We start from the raw sequence: 16,724 nt of genomic DNA on the forward strand, positions 1-16,724 counted from the left end.
AGCAAGAACTTGACGCTTGAATGTATCAATTGCTTATAGCGCTGCTTACCAAAGGAACTAACGCGCTGCCAGAACTTCGCCCCGAGCGACTGATTGTCGCAGTCTTTTTTTAAGAACCCCGTAACTAATGGTGTTGTCACAGGGCCCACGTACGAAAGTTGTAAAAACTTGTTTTTCAGTGTGACCCGATCACTACCTCAGTGCATCAGTACAAGTGACCAGCCGAACGGTAAGCCCAACCGACGGCACATCATCTGATTGGGCACATAGAGAGAAGACCCCATGAACGCCCCGCTCCGTAGAAACGAAGCACTTTTGATCGCCGACCGCGCATTCAAGCCTTTTCAATGCGTGGCCTGGGCCCCACAGGACGGGAACGGCGAGCTCAGCCTGAGCGTCATCGACCGTACCAGTACCCGTATCGGTCACACCCAGATTCCCAGCAGCGCCTACTCCGATCCAGCCCAACTGGAAGACCTGCTCAAACAAGCCCGCGCTGAACTGAGCCAGGAAGGTTATATCTTGCAGTCCTGGGCCATGCCCAAGTAAGTGATGCTGTTAGCGGATCACCCGAACAGGTGATCCGCTACTTAGGCAAAACAACTAAGCACGCTATCTATTTTTCCCTCGCTGCAACTTTTATCTTCAGCGTAGTGGTTGTTTTCGCTAGTGCAGAAGCTGCACCTCCTCGCTATTTCCAACCAGTGTCCCTTTTGCTTCATCAATGCCCTCTCAGGGCCGCCCCATCAGCGGGTCACTGATACTGTGTGCCCCGGTTTCCAGTCGTCCGGCTACCCTGCGCAACCAGCCTGCGTCACTGCGCAGGGTCAAGTCATACCAGCCACCGCTGGACTCACAGGCGAAAACCTGGCGCACCTCTGCCCCCCCAGGCACGACCAGGGTCCATGGCCCCTGTTGGGTATAAGGGCAGCGATCGATAGTGACCGATACCCCACGCGTCCCCGGATTGCTCAGGGTGAACTGCAGTTGGTTATTGCTGGACGTCACCAACAGCTCAGGCTGGAGCTGTTGCAGTTGGCCGCTAAAGCTGCGGTGGAAGCCATTGGGTCCCAATACCCACAGCTGGTAGCGCTCCACCACTGGCCAGCTGTCCTGCAGCGCCTTACCGGCCTCCACCGTGTAGCGCCGCGGGATATCGCTCAGGTGCAGGCCGTCGTAGACATGGAACACCGCGCCCTGCTCGCCTGTGTTCTGCAGGCTCAGGGACAGGGTCTTGGCCTTGGGGTCCACCTGGCTGTCGACATGCAGACGATAAGGCAGTGCCCGTGAAGGTCGGGCCAGCCGCGGCTGGTGCGGTGGCAACTGCTGGCTGGCCAAGGGTAGCGGCACCTGGAGCAGCTTCTCCTGGCGCTGGCGCAAAGCGTCGGCGGCCTGCCGGGTGGTGGTCTGCAGCGCCGGCAATGGCTCATGGTTGGGGTCGACGAAATTCAACGCCGACGTCAGGTCGCCACATACCGCCCGCCGCCATGCACTGATATTGGGCTCGCGCACGCCAAAGCGTTTTTCGAGAAATTGCAGCACCGAGGTGTGATCGAACACCTGGGAATTGACCCAGCCTCCCCGGCTCCAGGGAGACAGCACCAGCATCGGCACCCGCGGCCCGGGGCCATACACGCCGCCATCGGGCAGCGGTTGCTGGGTCGAACCGGGTGGCGCCGGATGCTTGAACAGTTCGCTGTCGAAACCCAGCGTGGACTTGCCGGCAAAGCTGCCATCCTGACGCTGGGAAGGTGCCGACGGCGACGGCATATGATCGAAGAAGCCATCGTTTTCATCGTAGGTCAGCAACAGCACGGTCTTGCTCCAGACCTCGGGATTGCGAGTCAACGCCAGGAGAATCTCCTGGGTGAACCAGCCGCCCTGGACCGGACTCGATGGGCCGGGATGCTCGGAATAGGCGGCCGGCGCCACAATCCAGCTGACCTGGGGCAACTTGCCGGCCTGCACGTCATTGCGAAATCCACCAATGATCGCCTCCAGATTGCTGCCGCTGCTGGCCGGCAAGGTATTGCCATTGCCCTTGTACAGCGCAGCGACGGCGTTCAAGGCATCGCTGTAAGGCACAAAGGCATTGAAGTCCTTGGGCGGTTGGGCCGGATTGCCCACCTGTACGCTGGCGGCGCGGTACTGACGGAAGCCGGCCAGGGGGTTGTCGCCGAAATTGTCCGGCAGGTGCTGGTAGACCTTCCAACTGACACCCTGCTCTTCCAGGCGTTCGGGATAGGTCTTCCAGCTGTAGCCGACGTTTACCGCACCCGGGCCATCCCATTCGTTGACCACCGCAGCGACCTTTGCCGCGCTCGGGCCGTTGCTGCCGGTCCAGAGAAACAACCGATTGGGGTTGGTCCCGGCGTGTACCGAACAGTGATAGGCGTCGCACAGGGTGAAGGTGTTGGCCAGGGCGAACTGGAATGGCAGCTCCTGCTCACGGTAATAGCCCATGGACGTCGCTGTCTTGTGGGTCGGCCAGGCGCTCATGCGGCCGTTGTCCCAGGCCAAATGGGCATCCACCCATGAATGAGGCGTGCCACTGACGCGCTGGGCGTTGCCTTTGCTGCTGTCCAGGTGATAGGGCATCACCAGCCGGCCCTTACCCTGTTGCTCCCAGACCGTGCGCTGACCGGGCAATGGAATGGTAAAGCGGTCGCTGAAGCCCCGTACCCCGGGAAAAGTACCGAAGTAATGATCGAAAGAGCGATTTTCCTGCATCAGGATCACTACGTGTTCGACATCCTTGATCGTCCCCGTACGGTTATTCGCCGGTATGGCCAGGGCTTGGCGAATAGCCAGGGGCAAGGATGAAAAGAATGAACCGATAGCGGCCGCTTGCAATAGCTTCCTGCGTGAAAGACTGGGCATGGGTCTTTGAATCCTTGTGGTTGCAGCGCGATATATGACGCTGCAAGCAAAAGTATTCATTTCAAATAACAAGGCAGTGACATTGCCATTGCAATTGCATCAAGCCGATATTGCCCAGACCTGCGACTTCGCAAATTGACCATGTTTTCAAGTTTGCAAAAGAATGTTTTATGAAGAAAACACCCGAGCCTGCAAACTTTTCATCAATCGCCAGGTCCAGAAACAATATCGACCCGTCGCCTTACTGAAGATTGTCCGCCACTTCATTGCGTTGAACCCGCAACGGATTGAACGCCAGCCGGATAAACTGCGGGTCCCGCGCGAGTTTGTAGTTCGGACCGACAAAGTACTCCTTGGCCCCCGGATCATTCTTGCCCAGATATAGAATCCAGGCCGTTGTAATACCGGCGAACTCGTTTTCCCGGACACTGCGCACCGGACTGAAATGGGTGGCGTTATGGGCCGTGGCACTCCATCCCGGCACCGCCTTGATCAACCCGCCCTGCCAGAGCCGCGGCCAGGCCCAGGCCGGCACCACCACATCCGCGGCCCCGGTAAGCACCAGGGTCGGGGTCTTGACGGTGGAGCCCAGGCCTATGGGCCCGGGTTCGATGGGCAGCGAGCCGATGTAGCGCAGCTGTGGATCGATGCCCTGCAAGGTGCCAGGCAGCAGGCTCGACGAGAGGATCGACGCCCCGCCGCCAGCGGAATGCCCCGCCACTATCGTGCGAGACAGATCGACCTTGCCGAACAACGGTGAGGTTGGGTCCTGGTTGAGCTTGCTCAGCTCAAGGGCACCCAGGACATGCATGGTGGGCGCGGTGTTGATGAAGTCGAAGGAGATGATCACGATAAAGCCGTAACTCGCCCACAGCCTCATCAAATCGGTGTATTGCCCCTGATTGGAAAGGATGCCGCCAACAAAGTTGACCACCGGCAACTTGTCCAGATTCCTTATATTGCTCGGATAATAAACACTGGTGGAAACCGGACTGGCAAACCCATAGGGAAAGGACGAATTGCATTGAACGCTGTTGTCCAGCAGCATGATCCTCGCCAATACACCCAACAGACCGCGACAGTCACTCAAGACCGCATTGGTAGTGACCTTGTAGGGCCCTGGAGACTTGGCATATTGATCATTGGCCAGCCCCAGCGCCGGAACAAGTTGCGAGGCACCGGCCAGACTCCCAAAAGCAACTAAGACTCCAGCCAAACATAGTTGCACTGCCACCTTGCGTATCGATCTCATTGATAGTTCCTTTATCTGCCTGCTTTCCCTGCAAGACCGGATACTCCCTCCTGGCCGTGCACTCACTACTGCCAATCACCTGAACTTCATCTCACTGCAACAAGCCTGAAACACTCAACCTTAGTTGCCCAGCGGACTCTGGCGACCCTAGAACAAGACAAATTCCAAGGTCAATCCTTATTCAAACTAGAGCAGCCCACCGAAGCGCCGATAAAAGCTTTCCCCCACATCCGGTAGCGGACCATCAGCGCTCTCCAGAGCCGTGGCCAGCCACTCCTCGGCCTTGGCCTGGATCAAGCGATAGATGTTGCGACACAGCTGGCGCGCAGCACGACCCTCCCAATCGCCGGGAAGCAGTTCGTCCGGCAACTGCGGGTCGCGCAGCAACAGCTTGCGGTACTCATGAATCAGCAGCAGGCGAGCCAGGAAACAGTCGGATGGTTGCAACTGCTCCTGCTCGCGCAGGGCCTGCCAAAGGGGGCGAAACAGTTGGATGAATTCACTGTAATGGGCTGCCAGTTCGTCAATGTTCCAGCTCTCGCGCACCTGCTGGCGCAGGGCTCTGGAGCCGAGCACGTCCTCGGGTGCAGTGGCAAAGACAATGGTGTCGTCCTGGGCGCCAAGCTCCAGCAAGGTGGCATTGATATCGGCGCGATCGCTGCGCGGGCACGCCAGCATCAGCGGCGACATCGCGGCAAACCCTTGCCACTCCAACTCTTCACGCACTTGCTTGCGCAACTCCGGTTGCAGTTGTCCGAGCATTACCAGGCTCCAGGAACCATCCCAGGCCGGCACACCGGCGCTGTAGACCCGCTTGAACGCCTTGTCGAATCGCCGGCGACCGGCCAGGGTCAGGCTGTAGTAACTGCGGCGCCCGACCTTTTCGGCAGTCAGCCACCCCTCCTTGCTCAGGCGGAAGATCGAAGTGCGGATCAGCCGCTCGTTGATCCCCATGGGCTCCAGCAGTTGAATCAGGCTGCCCAGCCAGACGGTGCCGCCATGGGGTTCGATGGCATCGCCGTACAGGGTGATGATCAGCGAACTGGCGCGGATCGGGGTCTGCTCCTGAAAGCGTTTGATCAGATGGTTCAGTGGCGCTAGGGACGACATGGGCGTACCGGAAAAAAAGGAAGGAATATAGCCGGTTTCAGGCCGTCGCAGCGGCCCGGGGTGTTCATTGGCCGGCCTTGGGACGAAAGCCGCCGTCGGCGATTCGCGGCCGGTCGTCCTCGACCCGAGACAGCGGCTCACAGACTTGCATCTGCTCCAGGCAGCGACGGGTCAAGTGCTGGTACTCCCGAGTGCCGGCCAGCTTCCAGGCCACTTCCTCGTCGCTCAACTGACGCGTGACCCGCGCCGGCGCGCCCATCACCAGCGATTGCGGCGCGCATTCGAAACCGGCCTTGACCAGCGCCGCCGCCGAAACGAAGGAACGCGGCGCAATGAAGGCGTTGTCCATCACCACCGCATTCATGCCCACCAGCGCGTCGGCGCCAATCCGGCAACCGTGCAACACTGCGCCATGGCCGACATGGCCATTGCGCTCCACCACCGTGTCGCTATCGGGGAAACCATGCATCACACAGGTGTCCTGCAGATTGGCCCCCTCTTCGAGGACAATCCGGCCAAAATCCCCCCGCAGGCTGGCCAGGGGGCCGACATAGCAATGGGGGCCGACTATCACATCGCCGATCAGCACCGCCGAAGGGTGCACATAGGCACTGGGATCGACCACCGGAATCAAGCCATCAAGGCTGTAGCACGTCATGCTGCTTCCCTCTCTGATCAGCAGAAACTGCTGTTGTTGGAGCGGCTGGGGGGCGCTGCACTTGCCCGCGAATACAACGCCGAGAATGCACGACGCCACCCAATCCAGGATACCGATACAACGCGGACGGCATTTTGTATCAGGTCATTCTCGGTACACAACCGTTCTCCAAGACACAGGCCTGGCTCGCCACAGGCGCCACAACCCGCAAAGCATAAAGGATACGGCCTCAATTACCGGCCCAAGGCAGCATCCCATCGACCTGCCGCCCCGAATAGAACGCAGCTGAAGCCGAAAGATAGGACACATTAACAATCTATTGATCTTGATTTTATGTATCACATTAGCGATATACTCGGCGAAAACCGGCTCCCGGGCCGACCCGACAATCGAGCCGGCAACCGGCCGCATCACTCCGAGGACATCCGCCATGCCTCAACACCCGACCATGAACTTTGCCACCATCCTGTTCTCCATCAGCGAGGGCGTCGCCCTCCTCAGCCTCAACCGTCCTGAACAACTCAACAGTTTCAACCCACAGATGCATGGCGAGGTGCAGGCGGCCCTCAAGCACGTGCGCAACAACCCCGAGGTGCGGGTCCTGCTCCTGACCGGCGAAGGCCGCGGCTTCTGCGCGGGGCAGGACCTTGGCGAGCGCGACGTCGCCCCCGGCGATGCAGCGCCTGACCTGGGGGAATCCATCGAACAGTTCTACAACCCGCTGGTGCGCGAACTGCGCGACCTGCCATTGCCGGTGATCTGTGCGGTCAATGGCGTGGCCGCCGGCGCCGGCGCCAACCTGCCCCTGGCCTGCGACCTGGTACTGGCAGCGCGCTCCGCGAGCTTTATCCAGGCCTTCTGCAAACTCGGGCTGATTCCCGATTCCGGCGGCACCTGGCTGCTGCCACGGCTGGTGGGCATGGCCCGGGCCAAGGCCCTGGCCCTGCTCGGCAACCGCCTGAGCGCCGAACAGGCCGAGCAATGGGGACTGATCTACCAGTGCGTGGACGACGCCTTGCTGCGCGATGAAGCCCTGAGCCTGGCCCGACACCTGGCGACTCAACCCACCTATGGCCTGGCGCTGATCAAGCGCAGCCTGAATGCCAGCCTGCACAACAGCTTCGACCAGCAACTGGAGCTGGAGCGCGACCTGCAACGCCTGGCGGGACGCAGCGAAGACTATCGAGAAGGCGTCAGCGCCTTCATGGACAAGCGCCCTCCTGTGTTCAAGGGGCGCTGACATGGCCCCGCTGCGTCGTAGCGCAGAGACTGCCGCAGTGGGTGCCGGGGCATGGGCACCACCCTGATCCTCCAGAGGCGCCAACCCGCGCCTGCAGAACTCCCCGCAAGCCCTTCGTGCCTCTTGCGGGTCATGCACTCAGAACCCGCAGTGACGGGTTGAACGACAACAACAATACGAGTGACACCATGAATATGCCGATAGCCAGAACCGTGCCCGAAGCGCCGCTGGACCCGATGGAAACCGCCAGCATCGACCACTTGCGCCAGCATCAGCTGGAGCGCCTGCGCTGGAGCCTGAACCACGCCTACGCCAATGTCCCCCTGTATCGCCAGCGCTTCGACGCCCTGGGCGTGCACCCCCAGGACATCCAGCGCCTGGAGGACCTTGCCCAACTGCCCTTCACCACCAAGTCCGACCTGCGGGACAACTACCCCTACGGCATGTTCGCGGTACCCATGCAGGAGGTGGTGCGCCTGCATGCCTCCAGCGGCACCACCGGCAAGCCCACGGTGGTGGGCTATACCCGCAACGACATCGATACCTGGGCCCAGGTGGTGGCCCGGTCGATCCGCGCGGCCGGCGGCCGGCCCGGCGACAAGGTGCATGTTTCCTATGGCTACGGCCTGTTCACCGGCGGCCTGGGGGCACACTACGGTGCCGAACGCCTGGGGTGCACCGTGATTCCCATGTCCGGCGGCCAGACCGAGAAGCAGGTGCAACTGATCAAGGATTTCCAGCCGGACATCATCATGGTCACGCCGTCCTACATGCTCAATATCGCCGACGAGATCGAACGCCAGGGCCTCGATCCCCACAAGCTGGCCCTGCGCCTGGGAATCTTCGGCGCCGAACCCTGGACCGACGAACTGCGCAGCGCCATCGAGCAGCGCCTGGGCATCCGCGCCCTGGATATCTACGGGCTGTCGGAGATCATCGGTCCGGGAGTGGCCATGGAATGCGCCGAGACCCGCGACGGCCCGACCCTCTGGGAGGATCATTTCTACCCCGAAATCATCGACCCGCTGACCGCTCAGGTGCTGCCCGATGGCGAAATGGGCGAGCTGGTGCTCACCTCCCTGAGCAAGGAGGCACTGCCGATGATCCGTTACCGCACCCGCGATCTGACCCGCCTGCTGCCGGGGACTGCGCGGCCCATGCGGCGCATCGACAAGATCACCGGGCGCAGCGACGACATGCTGATCATTCGCGGGGTCAATGTGTTTCCCACCCAGGTGGAGGAGCAAGTGCTCAAAGCCGTGCACCTGGCCCCCTGTTACGAGATCCATCTGTATCGCCACGGCAACCTCGACAGCGTCGACATTCACGTCGAGCTCAAGAGCGAGCATCAGCAACTGGGGGATGAACAGCAAAGGGCCATCTGCAGCGAGCTCAGTCGCCACATAAAGACCCATATCGGCATCAGCTCACGTATCGTTTTACAGCCCCCCTTCAGCATCAAGCGTTCGGAAGGCAAGGCCTGCCGAGTGGTCGACCGCCGCAAATAGCGTTGACGCAAGCACTGGAGCCCCGCCATGACGGGGCTTTTTTTCGCCCGCCATTCAAGCCGCGAGGCAAAGCGATACAGAAACAAAACATGACACGTTATTTTATGTTTGATATTTATTTGTGTATCACATATAAACATTCACAGCCTCACCCACACCTGCAACCCGGGAGACACTCATGTACGCACAGCTGGTAGAGACGGGGATCAAGCGCATCAAGCCGCTGGCAGAAATGTCCGAGCAGGAGCGCACCTTCCAGGAAAAAATCGACGGGGAAATCAAGATCGAGGCCAAGAACTGGATGCCCGATGCCTACCGCCAGACCCTGATCCGGCAGATTTCCCAGCACGCCCATTCGGAAATCGTCGGCATGTTGCCCGAAGGCAACTGGGTCACCCGCGCCCCGACCCTCAAGCGCAAGCTGCAACTGATGGCCAAGATCCAGGACGAAGCCGGCCACGGCCTGTACCTGTACAGCGCCATGGAAACCCTCGGCGCCGATCGCGACGAGGAAATCGCCAAGCTCCACAGCGGCCGAGCCAAGTATTCGAGCATCTTCAACTACCCGACCCTGAACTGGGCCGACATGGGCGCCGTGGGCTGGCTGGTGGACGGTGCCGCCATCGTCAATCAGGTAGTGCTGCAACGCACCTCCTATGGCCCCTACTCCCGGGCCATGGTGCGCATCTGCAAGGAAGAGAGCTTCCACCAGCGCCAGGGCTACGAAATCCTCCTGACCATGATGCGCGAGGGCAACCCGGCACAGCGGGAAATGGTCCAGGACGCCATCAACCGCCTCTGGTGGCCAGCGCTGATGATGTTCGGCCCCAGCGACGAACACTCCCCCAACAGTGCCCAGTCCATGGCCTGGAAGATCAAGCGCCAGAGCAACGACGAACTGCGCCAGCGCTTCATCGACCAGACCATCCCGCAGCTGGAACTGCTGGGCTGCACCTGCCCCGACCCGGAGCTGAAGTGGAACGCCGAGCGCGGTCATTACGACTTCGGCGAAATCCAGTGGCAGGAATTCTACGAGGTGCTCAAGGGCAACGGCCCGTGCAACCAGGAGCGCCTGGAGACTCGCCGCCAAGCCATCGACGACGGTGCCTGGGTCCGGGCCGCCGCCGTGGCCCACGCCCAGAAGAAAGCCCAGAAGAAAGCCAACAAGAACGCCGCCTGAGCGCGCCCAGCCTGATCCGGAGTCAATGCCATGTCTGAATGGACCCTTTACGAAGTCTTCGTGCGCAGCAAGCACGGCCTCAATCACAAACATGTGGGCAGCGTGCATGCCGCCGACGACGCCATGGCCATGAACAACGCCCGGGACCTGTACACCCGACGCAGCGAAGGCGTCAGCCTGTGGGTGGTGCCCTCGGCGCAGATTGTCGCCTCCTCCCCGGATGACAAGGACCCGCTGTTCGATCCTGCTGACGACAAGGTCTACCGCCACGCCAGCTTCTACCAGCTGCCCCCTGAAGTCGGACACATGTGAGGCCGGCCATGAACCCTGCAAACGATCTGATCAACCACCTGTTGCGCCTCGGCGACAGCGCCCTGATCCAGGGCCAGCGCCTGTGCGAATGGTGCGGCCGGGCCCCGGCCCTGGAAGAAGAACTGGCGCTGATGAATGTCGGCCTCGATCTGGTGGGCCAGGCCCGCAACTGGCTGGACTATGCCGCCGAACTGCTGGCCGATGGGCGCGACGCCGATCACCTGGCCTTCCGCCGGGACGAGCGGGCTTACCGCAACCTGTTGCTGGTGGAGCAGCCCAATGGCGATTTCGCGGTGACCCTGCTCAAGCAGTTTTTCTACGACGCCTGGCACCTGGAAACCCTCAAGGGCCTGAGCCAATCAACGGATGAACGGATGGCCGGCATCGCCGCCAAAGCGCTCAAGGAAGTCACCTACCACCTGCGCCGCTCCAGCGAATGGGTCGAGCGCCTGGGAGACGGCACCGAGGAAAGCCACCAGCGCATGCTCCAGGCGATCCCGCGGCTGTGGCGCTTCACTGGCGAGCTGATCGACCAACACGCCGCTGAAATCGAACTGCACCGGGCCGGCCTGTGGGCCGATCCGGCCCAGGTGGCCGACGCCTGGCGCGCCTGCGTCGAAACCCTGTTCGCCCGGGCCACCCTGCCCGTGCCCGAAGCCCCGAGCCACTTCTACCTGGATGCGCGCCAGGGCCTGCACACCGAGCACCTGGGCCCGCTGCTGGCCCAGATGCAATTCCTGCCGAGGGCCTATCCCGATGCGGTCTGGTGAATTGATCGGCAGCGACCAGGGTGCGCGCGCGCTGCAACAAGGCGATCTGGAGCTGGCCTGGAGCACCCTGGATCAGGTCATGGACCCAGAGGTGCCAGTGGTCAGCGTGCTCGACCTGGGTATCGTGCGCGACCTGGGCTGGCAGGCCGGCCATCTGCAGGTGGCGGTCACGCCGACCTACTCCGGCTGCCCGGCCACCGAAGTGATCGAGAGCGATATCCGCCAGGCCCTGGAACAGGCCGGTTTCCAGGCCCCGCGGCTGATACGCCAGCTGACCCCGGCCTGGACCACCGACTGGATCACCGAGCGCGGTCGCCAGCGCCTGCGGGCCTATGGCATCGCGCCGCCCTCGGGCAGCAGCAAGCGCAGCCTGCTGGGGGACGCGCCCCAGGTGCTCTGCCCGCAATGCGGCAGCGCCCACAGCGAACGCCTCAGCGAGTTCGGCTCCACCGCTTGCAAGGCCCTGTACCGCTGCCGCGACTGCCTGGAACCCTTCGACTATTTCAAGTGCATCTGAGCCGCTCGCCGCCTCAGAGGAGAACCATCATGAGCCAGTTCCACCGCTTGACCATCAAGGACGTGCGCAGCGAAACCCGCGACGCGGTGTCCATCGCCTTCGAGATTCCCCGGCACCTGCAGGCGCAGTTTCACTTCACCCAGGGCCAGCACCTGGTGCTGCGCACCGAGCTTGAGGGCGAGCAAGTGCGGCGCTCCTATTCCATCTGCAGCGGCGTCAATGACGGCGAACTGCGCATCGCGGTGAAGCGCGTCGTCGGCGGGCGCTTTTCGGCGTTTGCCAACGAACAGCTCAAACCCGGCCAGTCGCTGGACGTCATGCCCCCCGCAGGCCGCTTCCATGTCGAGCTTGATCCGGCGCGTCACGGCCACTACCTGGCGGTGGCCGCAGGCAGCGGCATCACGCCGATCCTGTCGATCATCAAGAGCACCCTGGAAGGCGAGCCGCTCAGCCGCTTCACCCTGCTCTACGGCAACCGTTCCAGTGCCTCGGCACTGTTTCGCGAACAGCTGGAGGACCTGAAGAACCTTTATCTGCAGCGCCTGAACCTGGTGTTCGTGTTCAGTCGTGAACAGCAGGACATCGACCTCTATAACGGCCGCATCACCCAGGACAAATGCCAGCAACTGTTTTCCCGCTGGCTCGACGTCCAGAAACTGGACGCGGCCTTCATCTGCGGCCCCCAGGCCATGACCGAAACCGTGCGCGACAGCCTCAAGGCCGCCGGCATGGGCGCCGAGCGCATCCACTTCGAACTGTTCCACGCCGCCGGTGACAGCCAGAAGCGCCAGGCCCGGGAAGCCGCCCGCGCCCAGGACCCGCAGGTCAGCCAGATCACTGTGATCAGCGATGGCCGGGCCCTGGCCTTCGACCTGCCGCGCAACAGCCTGAGCCTGCTAGATGCCGGCAACGCCCAAGGCGCCGAACTGCCCTATTCGTGCAAGGCCGGGGTCTGCTCCACCTGCAAATGCAAGGTCGTCGAAGGTGAGGTGGAAATGGACAGCAACCACGCCCTGGAAGATTACGAAGTGGCGGCCGGTTACGTCCTTGCCTGCCAGTCGTTCCCGGTCAGCGACAAGGTGGTGCTGGACTTCGACCAGCTCTGAGCGAACCGGTAGTGCGCGTGCCCATAACAAGAACAACAGAGAAAACCTCATGAGCCCACAAGAGATAGACCGCATCACCTGCCACCCGGACTTTATCCAGCTGGTGCGGCGCAAACAGCGACTCTACTGGTCACTGACCCTGATCATGCTCCTGGCCTACTACGGCTTCGTCCTGCTGGTGGCCTTTCACCCCGGCCTGCTGGGCCAGTCGCTGTCCGGCGGGGCCACCAGCGTCGGCATGCCAGTGGGGGTGGCGATGATCGTCCTGGCCTTCGCCCTGACCGGCTTCTACGTTTACCGAGCCAACCAACTGCTGGACCCGCTGAACGACAAACTCAAGCGCGAGTACCGGTCATGAAGCGCGGTGCAGGAGTCATCCTGCTGCCCTGCCTGCTGGCCTCGGACCTGGCCCTGGCCCTGGCCGCCGACGACAGCGCCCGCGCGCTGAACTGGAACGCCATCGGCATGTTCCTGGTGTTCGTCCTACTGACCCTGGGGATCACCCGCTGGGCCGCCCTGCGTACCCGCTCGGCCAAGGACTTCTACACCGCCGGCGGCGGCATGAGCGGCCTGCAGAACGGCCTGGCGATTGCCGGTGACATGATCTCCGCGGCGTCCTTCCTCGGCATCTCGGCGATGATGTTCCTCAATGGCTACGACGGCCTGCTGTACGCCCTGGGGGTTCTGGCCGGCTGGCCGATCATCCTGTTTCTGATCGCCGAACGCTTGCGCAACCTGGGCACCTACACCTTCGCCGACGTGGTCTCCTATCGCCTGGCCCAGACCCCGGTGCGCCTGACCTCGGCGTTCGGCACCCTGACCGTGGCCCTGATGTACCTGGTGGCGCAGATGGTCGGCGCCGGCAAGCTGATCGAACTGCTGTTCGGCCTCAGCTACCTCCACGCGGTGATGCTGGTGGGCCTGCTGATGGTCTGCTACGTGACCTTCGGCGGCATGCTGGCCACCACCTGGGTGCAGATCATCAAGGCGGTGATGCTGCTGTCGGGCACCAGTTTCATGGCCTTCATGGTGCTCAAGCATTTTGGCTTCAGCACCGAGGCGCTGTTCGCCCGAGCCAGTGCGGTACACGCCAAAGGCAGCGCGATCATGGCCCCCGGCGGGCTGCTGTCGAACCCCATCGATGCCATTTCCCTGGGCCTGGGAATGATGTTCGGCACCGCCGGGCTGCCCCATATCCTCATGCGTTTCTTCACCGTCAGCGACGCGCGGGAAGCGCGCAAGAGCGTGCTCTATGCCACTGGTTTCATCGGCTACTTCTATCTGTTGCTGATCGTGGTCGGCTTCGGCGCGATCGTCATGGTCGGCACCGAGCCCGAGTATCGCGACGCCAGCGGCGCCATCATCGGCGGCGCCAACATGATCGCGGTGCATCTGGCCCAGGCGGTGGGCGGCAACCTGTTCCTGGGTTTCATCTCGGCCGTGGCCTTCGCCACCATTCTCGCGGTGGTCGCCGGGCTGGCGCTGTCCGGCGCCTCGGCGGTGTCCCACGACCTGTATGCCTGCGTGATGCGCAAAGGCCAGGCCAGCACCCAGCAGGAAATGCGCGTCTCGAAGATCGCCACCCTGTGCATCGGCGTCCTGGCGGTGCTCCTGGGGCTGTTGTTCGAATCGCAGAACATCGCCTTTCTCTCGGGACTGGTACTGGCGATTGCCGCGTCGGTGAATTTCCCGGTGCTGTTTCTTTCCATGTTCTGGAAAGGCCTGACCACCCGGGGCGCGGTGGGCGGCAGCCTGGCCGGGCTGATCTCGGCGATTGTCCTGCTGATCCTCAGCCCGGCGGTCTGGGTCAATGTGCTGCACCACCCCCAGGCGTTGTTTCCCTACGCCAACCCGGCGCTGTTCTCCATGAGCCTGGCGTTCTTCACCGCCTGGGCCTTGTCCGTCAGCGACCGCTCGCCCCGGGCCGAGCTGGAGCGCGGCCGCTACCTGGCGCAGTTCATCCGTTCCATGACCGGCATCGGCGCCTCCGGCGCCAGCCATCCCTGAGTTGCCTCCCGGCGCCCAGCACGCTGCGCCGGCCCTCAATTGACCCTTCGGAGCCTTTCTCCCATGCCACAGTCTCCTACCCTGCAAAGCTTTATCGGCGGCCGCTGGATCGGCCAGCACCCGGCCCAGGCCCTGCGCAGCGCCATCGACGGCCATGAAGTGGCGCGCACCCATGAAGAGCCCCTGGACTTTGCCGAGGCCCTGCAACATGGACGCGTGAACGGCGCCCGGGCCCTGCTGGCCCTGGATTTCCAGCAGCGGGCCCAGCGCCTCAAGGCCCTGGCGCTGTACCTTGGCGAACGCAAGGAACAGCTGTACGCCCTGTCCCACCACAGCGGCGCGACCCGGGCCGACAGCTGGATCGACATCGAAGGCGGCAACAGCACCTTGTTCAGCTACGCCGGACTCGGCGCCCGCGAGCTGCCCTCGGGCAACCTGCTGCACGAAGGCCCGGCGCAATCCCTGAGCAAGCTCGGCAGCTTTGCCGGCACCCATATCCTGGTGCCCCGCGGCGGCGTGGCGGTGCACATCAATGCGTTCAACTTTCCCATCTGGGGCATGCTGGAGAAGTTCGCCCCCTGCTTCCTCGCCGGCATGCCGTGCATCGTCAAGCCCGCCAGCGCTACCAGCTACCTGACCGAGGCCGCCGTGCGCCTGATGCATGAATCCGGCTTGCTGCCCGAAGGCAGCCTGCAACTGGTGATCGGCGGCACCGGCGACCTGCTGGATCGCCTGCAAGGCCAGGACCTGGTGACGTTCACCGGTTCCGCCGTCACCGCCGGCAAACTGCGATCCAACCCCAACCTGATCGGCCACTCGGTGCCCTTCAATGCCGAAGCCGACTCGCTGAACTGCGCGATCCTGGCGCCGGACGTGACCCCGGACGACCCGGAATTCGAGCTGTTCATCAAGGAAGTGGTGCGGGAAATGACGGTCAAGGCCGGTCAGAAATGCACCGCTATCCGCCGCGCCATCGTTCCGGCCAAACAGCTGGACGCCGTGGCCACGGGCTTGCGCGAGCGCCTGTCGAAGGTGGTGGTCGGCGATCCGTCGGTGGAAGGCGTACGCATGGGCCCTCTGGCCTCCCATGAGCAACAGCGGGACGTGGCCGAACGCCTGGAAAGCCTGCTGCACAGCAGCGATCTGTTGTTCGGCGCCCGGGACGGCTTCGAGCCCCGGGGCGACAACGTCAGCCAGGGCGCATTCTTTGCCCCGACCCTGCTGCTGTCCCGTGATCCCCTGGCCCAGGGAGGCGCCCACGACATCGAGGCCTTTGGCCCGGTCAGCACCTTGATGGCCTACGACGACCTGGACCAGGCCCTGGAACTGGCCGCTCGCGGCAAGGGCAGCCTGGTGGCCAGCCTGGTGACCAAGGACCCGGGCATCGCCGCCCAGGTCATTCCTCGGGCCGCGGCCTGGCATGGCCGGCTGCTGGTGCTGGACCGCGAGTGCGCCGGCGAATCCACCGGCCACGGCTCGCCACTGCCGCAACTCAAGCACGGAGGCCCCGGTCGCGCCGGTGGCGGTGAAGAGCTGGGCGGCCTGCGGGCGGTCAAGCACTACCTGCAGCGGGCGGCTGTCCAGGGCTCGCCGAGCATGCTGGCGGCAGTGACCGGTGAATACGTGCGCGGCGCCAAGGTCATCGAAACCGAGGTCCACCCGTTCCGCCGGCACTTCCAGGACCTGCAGATCGGCGAGTCCCTGCTGACCCACCGCCGCACCGTGACCGAGGCCGATCTGGTGAACTTCGGCTGCCTGTCCGGGGACCACTTCTATATGCACTTCGACGAGATCGCCGCCAAGGACTCCCAATTCGGCAAGCGTATTGCCCACGGCTACTTCGTGCTCTCGGCGGCGGCCGGGCTGTTCGTGTCCCCGGCGCCGGGCCCGGTGCTGGCCAACTATGGCCTGGACAGCCTGCGCTTCATCAGCCCGGTGGGCATTGGCGACACCCTGCAGGCGCGGCTGACCTGCAAGCGCAAGATCGACCAGGGTAAACAGAGCCCCCAGGGCACGCCGCAGGGGGTGGTGGCCTGGGACGTGGAAGTGACCAATCAACTGGGTGAGCTGGTGGCCAGCTACGACATCCTGACCCTGGTTGCCAAGCGCACCCCCTGAGCGTAGGAGCCGGCTTGCGAGCAAATGGCCCTCACGACGCTGTCGCCCTTGAGAACGCCTTCGCCA

Annotated in this window: 15 protein-coding genes; 11 read left to right on the forward strand and 4 right to left on the reverse strand. The window is 63.0% G+C overall.

Annotated elements, in window-relative coordinates:
* Window positions 1-282: 282 nt before the first annotated feature.
* Window positions 283-549 (forward strand): hypothetical protein, encoded by a 267-nt coding sequence (locus tag WIN67_RS16055; RefSeq protein ID WP_102863502.1) that lies wholly within the window; start codon window positions 283-285, stop codon window positions 547-549.
* A gap of 183 nt (window positions 550-732) precedes the next feature.
* Here WIN67_RS16055 and WIN67_RS16060 read toward each other — a convergent pair whose 3' ends face one another.
* The 4 genes from WIN67_RS16060 to paaY all read right to left on the reverse strand — a co-directional run bounded on the left by WIN67_RS16060 (window position 733) and on the right by paaY (window position 5,900).
* Window positions 733-2,880, reverse strand: a complete 2,148-nt coding sequence (locus WIN67_RS16060; protein ID WP_339069221.1) for a phosphocholine-specific phospholipase C — start codon at window positions 2,878-2,880, stop codon at window positions 733-735.
* A gap of 241 nt (window positions 2,881-3,121) precedes the next feature.
* The gene (locus tag WIN67_RS16065; RefSeq protein ID WP_339069223.1) at window positions 3,122-4,132 is read right to left on the reverse strand and encodes an adenylate cyclase; all 1,011 of its coding nucleotides are present in this window, start codon (window positions 4,130-4,132) and stop codon (window positions 3,122-3,124) included.
* Between the two features lie 186 nt (window positions 4,133-4,318).
* A complete protein-coding gene (paaX, locus tag WIN67_RS16070; protein WP_102863499.1) occupies window positions 4,319-5,242 on the reverse strand; it encodes a phenylacetic acid degradation operon negative regulatory protein PaaX in 924 nt (307 codons plus the stop codon).
* 64 nt (window positions 5,243-5,306) lie between these two features.
* Window positions 5,307-5,900, reverse strand: a complete 594-nt coding sequence (paaY, locus tag WIN67_RS16075; RefSeq protein WP_102879244.1) for a phenylacetic acid degradation protein PaaY — start codon at window positions 5,898-5,900, stop codon at window positions 5,307-5,309.
* Between the two features lie 448 nt (window positions 5,901-6,348).
* Here paaY and paaG point away from each other — a divergent pair, with 448 nt between their 5' ends.
* From paaG to paaZ, 10 genes are all read left to right on the forward strand, one after another.
* Window positions 6,349-7,140 (forward strand): 2-(1,2-epoxy-1,2-dihydrophenyl)acetyl-CoA isomerase PaaG, encoded by a 792-nt coding sequence (gene paaG, locus WIN67_RS16080; protein WP_102863586.1) that lies wholly within the window; start codon window positions 6,349-6,351, stop codon window positions 7,138-7,140.
* A gap of 188 nt (window positions 7,141-7,328) precedes the next feature.
* Window positions 7,329-8,648 carry a phenylacetate--CoA ligase PaaK gene (gene paaK, locus WIN67_RS16085; protein ID WP_102879242.1) on the forward strand — a complete coding sequence of 440 codons (1,320 nt, stop codon included), beginning with the start codon at window positions 7,329-7,331 and terminating at the stop codon, window positions 8,646-8,648.
* 178 nt (window positions 8,649-8,826) lie between these two features.
* Window positions 8,827-9,828, forward strand: coding sequence for a 1,2-phenylacetyl-CoA epoxidase subunit PaaA (paaA, locus tag WIN67_RS16090; protein WP_102879241.1), 1,002 nt, complete (start codon window positions 8,827-8,829; stop codon window positions 9,826-9,828).
* A 30-nt stretch (window positions 9,829-9,858) separates the two neighbouring features.
* Window positions 9,859-10,140, forward strand: coding sequence for a 1,2-phenylacetyl-CoA epoxidase subunit PaaB (gene paaB / locus WIN67_RS16095; protein ID WP_110597045.1), 282 nt, complete (start codon window positions 9,859-9,861; stop codon window positions 10,138-10,140).
* Between the two features lie 8 nt (window positions 10,141-10,148).
* A complete protein-coding gene (gene paaC, locus WIN67_RS16100; RefSeq protein ID WP_110653204.1) occupies window positions 10,149-10,910 on the forward strand; it encodes a 1,2-phenylacetyl-CoA epoxidase subunit PaaC in 762 nt (253 codons plus the stop codon).
* Window positions 10,897-11,427: a 1,2-phenylacetyl-CoA epoxidase subunit PaaD gene (gene paaD, locus WIN67_RS16105; RefSeq protein ID WP_102879238.1), complete on the forward strand. Its 531-nt coding sequence runs from the start codon at window positions 10,897-10,899 to the stop codon at window positions 11,425-11,427. The genes paaC and paaD overlap by 14 nt, the downstream gene beginning before the upstream one ends.
* 29 nt (window positions 11,428-11,456) lie before the next feature.
* Window positions 11,457-12,533, forward strand: coding sequence for a 1,2-phenylacetyl-CoA epoxidase subunit PaaE (gene paaE / locus WIN67_RS16110; RefSeq protein WP_339069230.1), 1,077 nt, complete (start codon window positions 11,457-11,459; stop codon window positions 12,531-12,533).
* A 49-nt stretch (window positions 12,534-12,582) separates the two neighbouring features.
* On the forward strand, window positions 12,583-12,891 hold the full coding sequence (locus WIN67_RS16115; protein ID WP_102879236.1) for a DUF485 domain-containing protein: 309 nt from the start codon (window positions 12,583-12,585) through the stop codon (window positions 12,889-12,891).
* Window positions 12,888-14,540, forward strand: coding sequence for a cation acetate symporter (locus tag WIN67_RS16120; RefSeq protein ID WP_339069232.1), 1,653 nt, complete (start codon window positions 12,888-12,890; stop codon window positions 14,538-14,540). The genes WIN67_RS16115 and WIN67_RS16120 overlap by 4 nt, the downstream gene beginning before the upstream one ends.
* A gap of 63 nt (window positions 14,541-14,603) precedes the next feature.
* The gene (paaZ, locus tag WIN67_RS16125) at window positions 14,604-16,658 is read left to right on the forward strand and encodes a phenylacetic acid degradation bifunctional protein PaaZ (RefSeq protein WP_339069234.1); all 2,055 of its coding nucleotides are present in this window, start codon (window positions 14,604-14,606) and stop codon (window positions 16,656-16,658) included.
* The last annotated feature ends 66 nt before the right edge of the window (window positions 16,659-16,724 follow it).

The sequence above is a fragment of the Pseudomonas idahonensis genome (genome assembly GCF_037903935.1).
In the GTDB taxonomy this organism is placed as follows: domain Bacteria; phylum Pseudomonadota; class Gammaproteobacteria; order Pseudomonadales; family Pseudomonadaceae; genus Aquipseudomonas; species Aquipseudomonas danubii.

Excerpts from the sequence above, each read along its gene's own strand:
- WIN67_RS16055 (WP_102863502.1), top strand. The coding sequence starts at position 283 with ATGAACGCCCCGCTCCGTAGAAACGAAGCACTTTTGATCGCCGACCGC.
- WIN67_RS16060 (WP_339069221.1), bottom strand. The coding sequence starts at position 2,880 with ATGCCCAGTCTTTCACGCAGGAAGCTATTGCAAGCGGCCGCTATCGGT.
- WIN67_RS16065 (WP_339069223.1), bottom strand. The coding sequence starts at position 4,132 with ATGAGATCGATACGCAAGGTGGCAGTGCAACTATGTTTGGCTGGAGTC.
- paaX (WP_102863499.1), bottom strand. The coding sequence starts at position 5,242 with ATGTCGTCCCTAGCGCCACTGAACCATCTGATCAAACGCTTTCAGGAG.
- paaY (WP_102879244.1), bottom strand. The coding sequence starts at position 5,900 with ATGACGTGCTACAGCCTTGATGGCTTGATTCCGGTGGTCGATCCCAGT.
- paaG (WP_102863586.1), top strand. The coding sequence starts at position 6,349 with ATGAACTTTGCCACCATCCTGTTCTCCATCAGCGAGGGCGTCGCCCTC.
- paaK (WP_102879242.1), top strand. The coding sequence starts at position 7,329 with ATGAATATGCCGATAGCCAGAACCGTGCCCGAAGCGCCGCTGGACCCG.
- paaA (WP_102879241.1), top strand. The coding sequence starts at position 8,827 with ATGTACGCACAGCTGGTAGAGACGGGGATCAAGCGCATCAAGCCGCTG.
- paaB (WP_110597045.1), top strand. The coding sequence starts at position 9,859 with ATGTCTGAATGGACCCTTTACGAAGTCTTCGTGCGCAGCAAGCACGGC.
- paaC (WP_110653204.1), top strand. The coding sequence starts at position 10,149 with ATGAACCCTGCAAACGATCTGATCAACCACCTGTTGCGCCTCGGCGAC.
- paaD (WP_102879238.1), top strand. The coding sequence starts at position 10,897 with ATGCGGTCTGGTGAATTGATCGGCAGCGACCAGGGTGCGCGCGCGCTG.
- paaE (WP_339069230.1), top strand. The coding sequence starts at position 11,457 with ATGAGCCAGTTCCACCGCTTGACCATCAAGGACGTGCGCAGCGAAACC.
- WIN67_RS16115 (WP_102879236.1), top strand. The coding sequence starts at position 12,583 with ATGAGCCCACAAGAGATAGACCGCATCACCTGCCACCCGGACTTTATC.
- WIN67_RS16120 (WP_339069232.1), top strand. The coding sequence starts at position 12,888 with ATGAAGCGCGGTGCAGGAGTCATCCTGCTGCCCTGCCTGCTGGCCTCG.
- paaZ (WP_339069234.1), top strand. The coding sequence starts at position 14,604 with ATGCCACAGTCTCCTACCCTGCAAAGCTTTATCGGCGGCCGCTGGATC.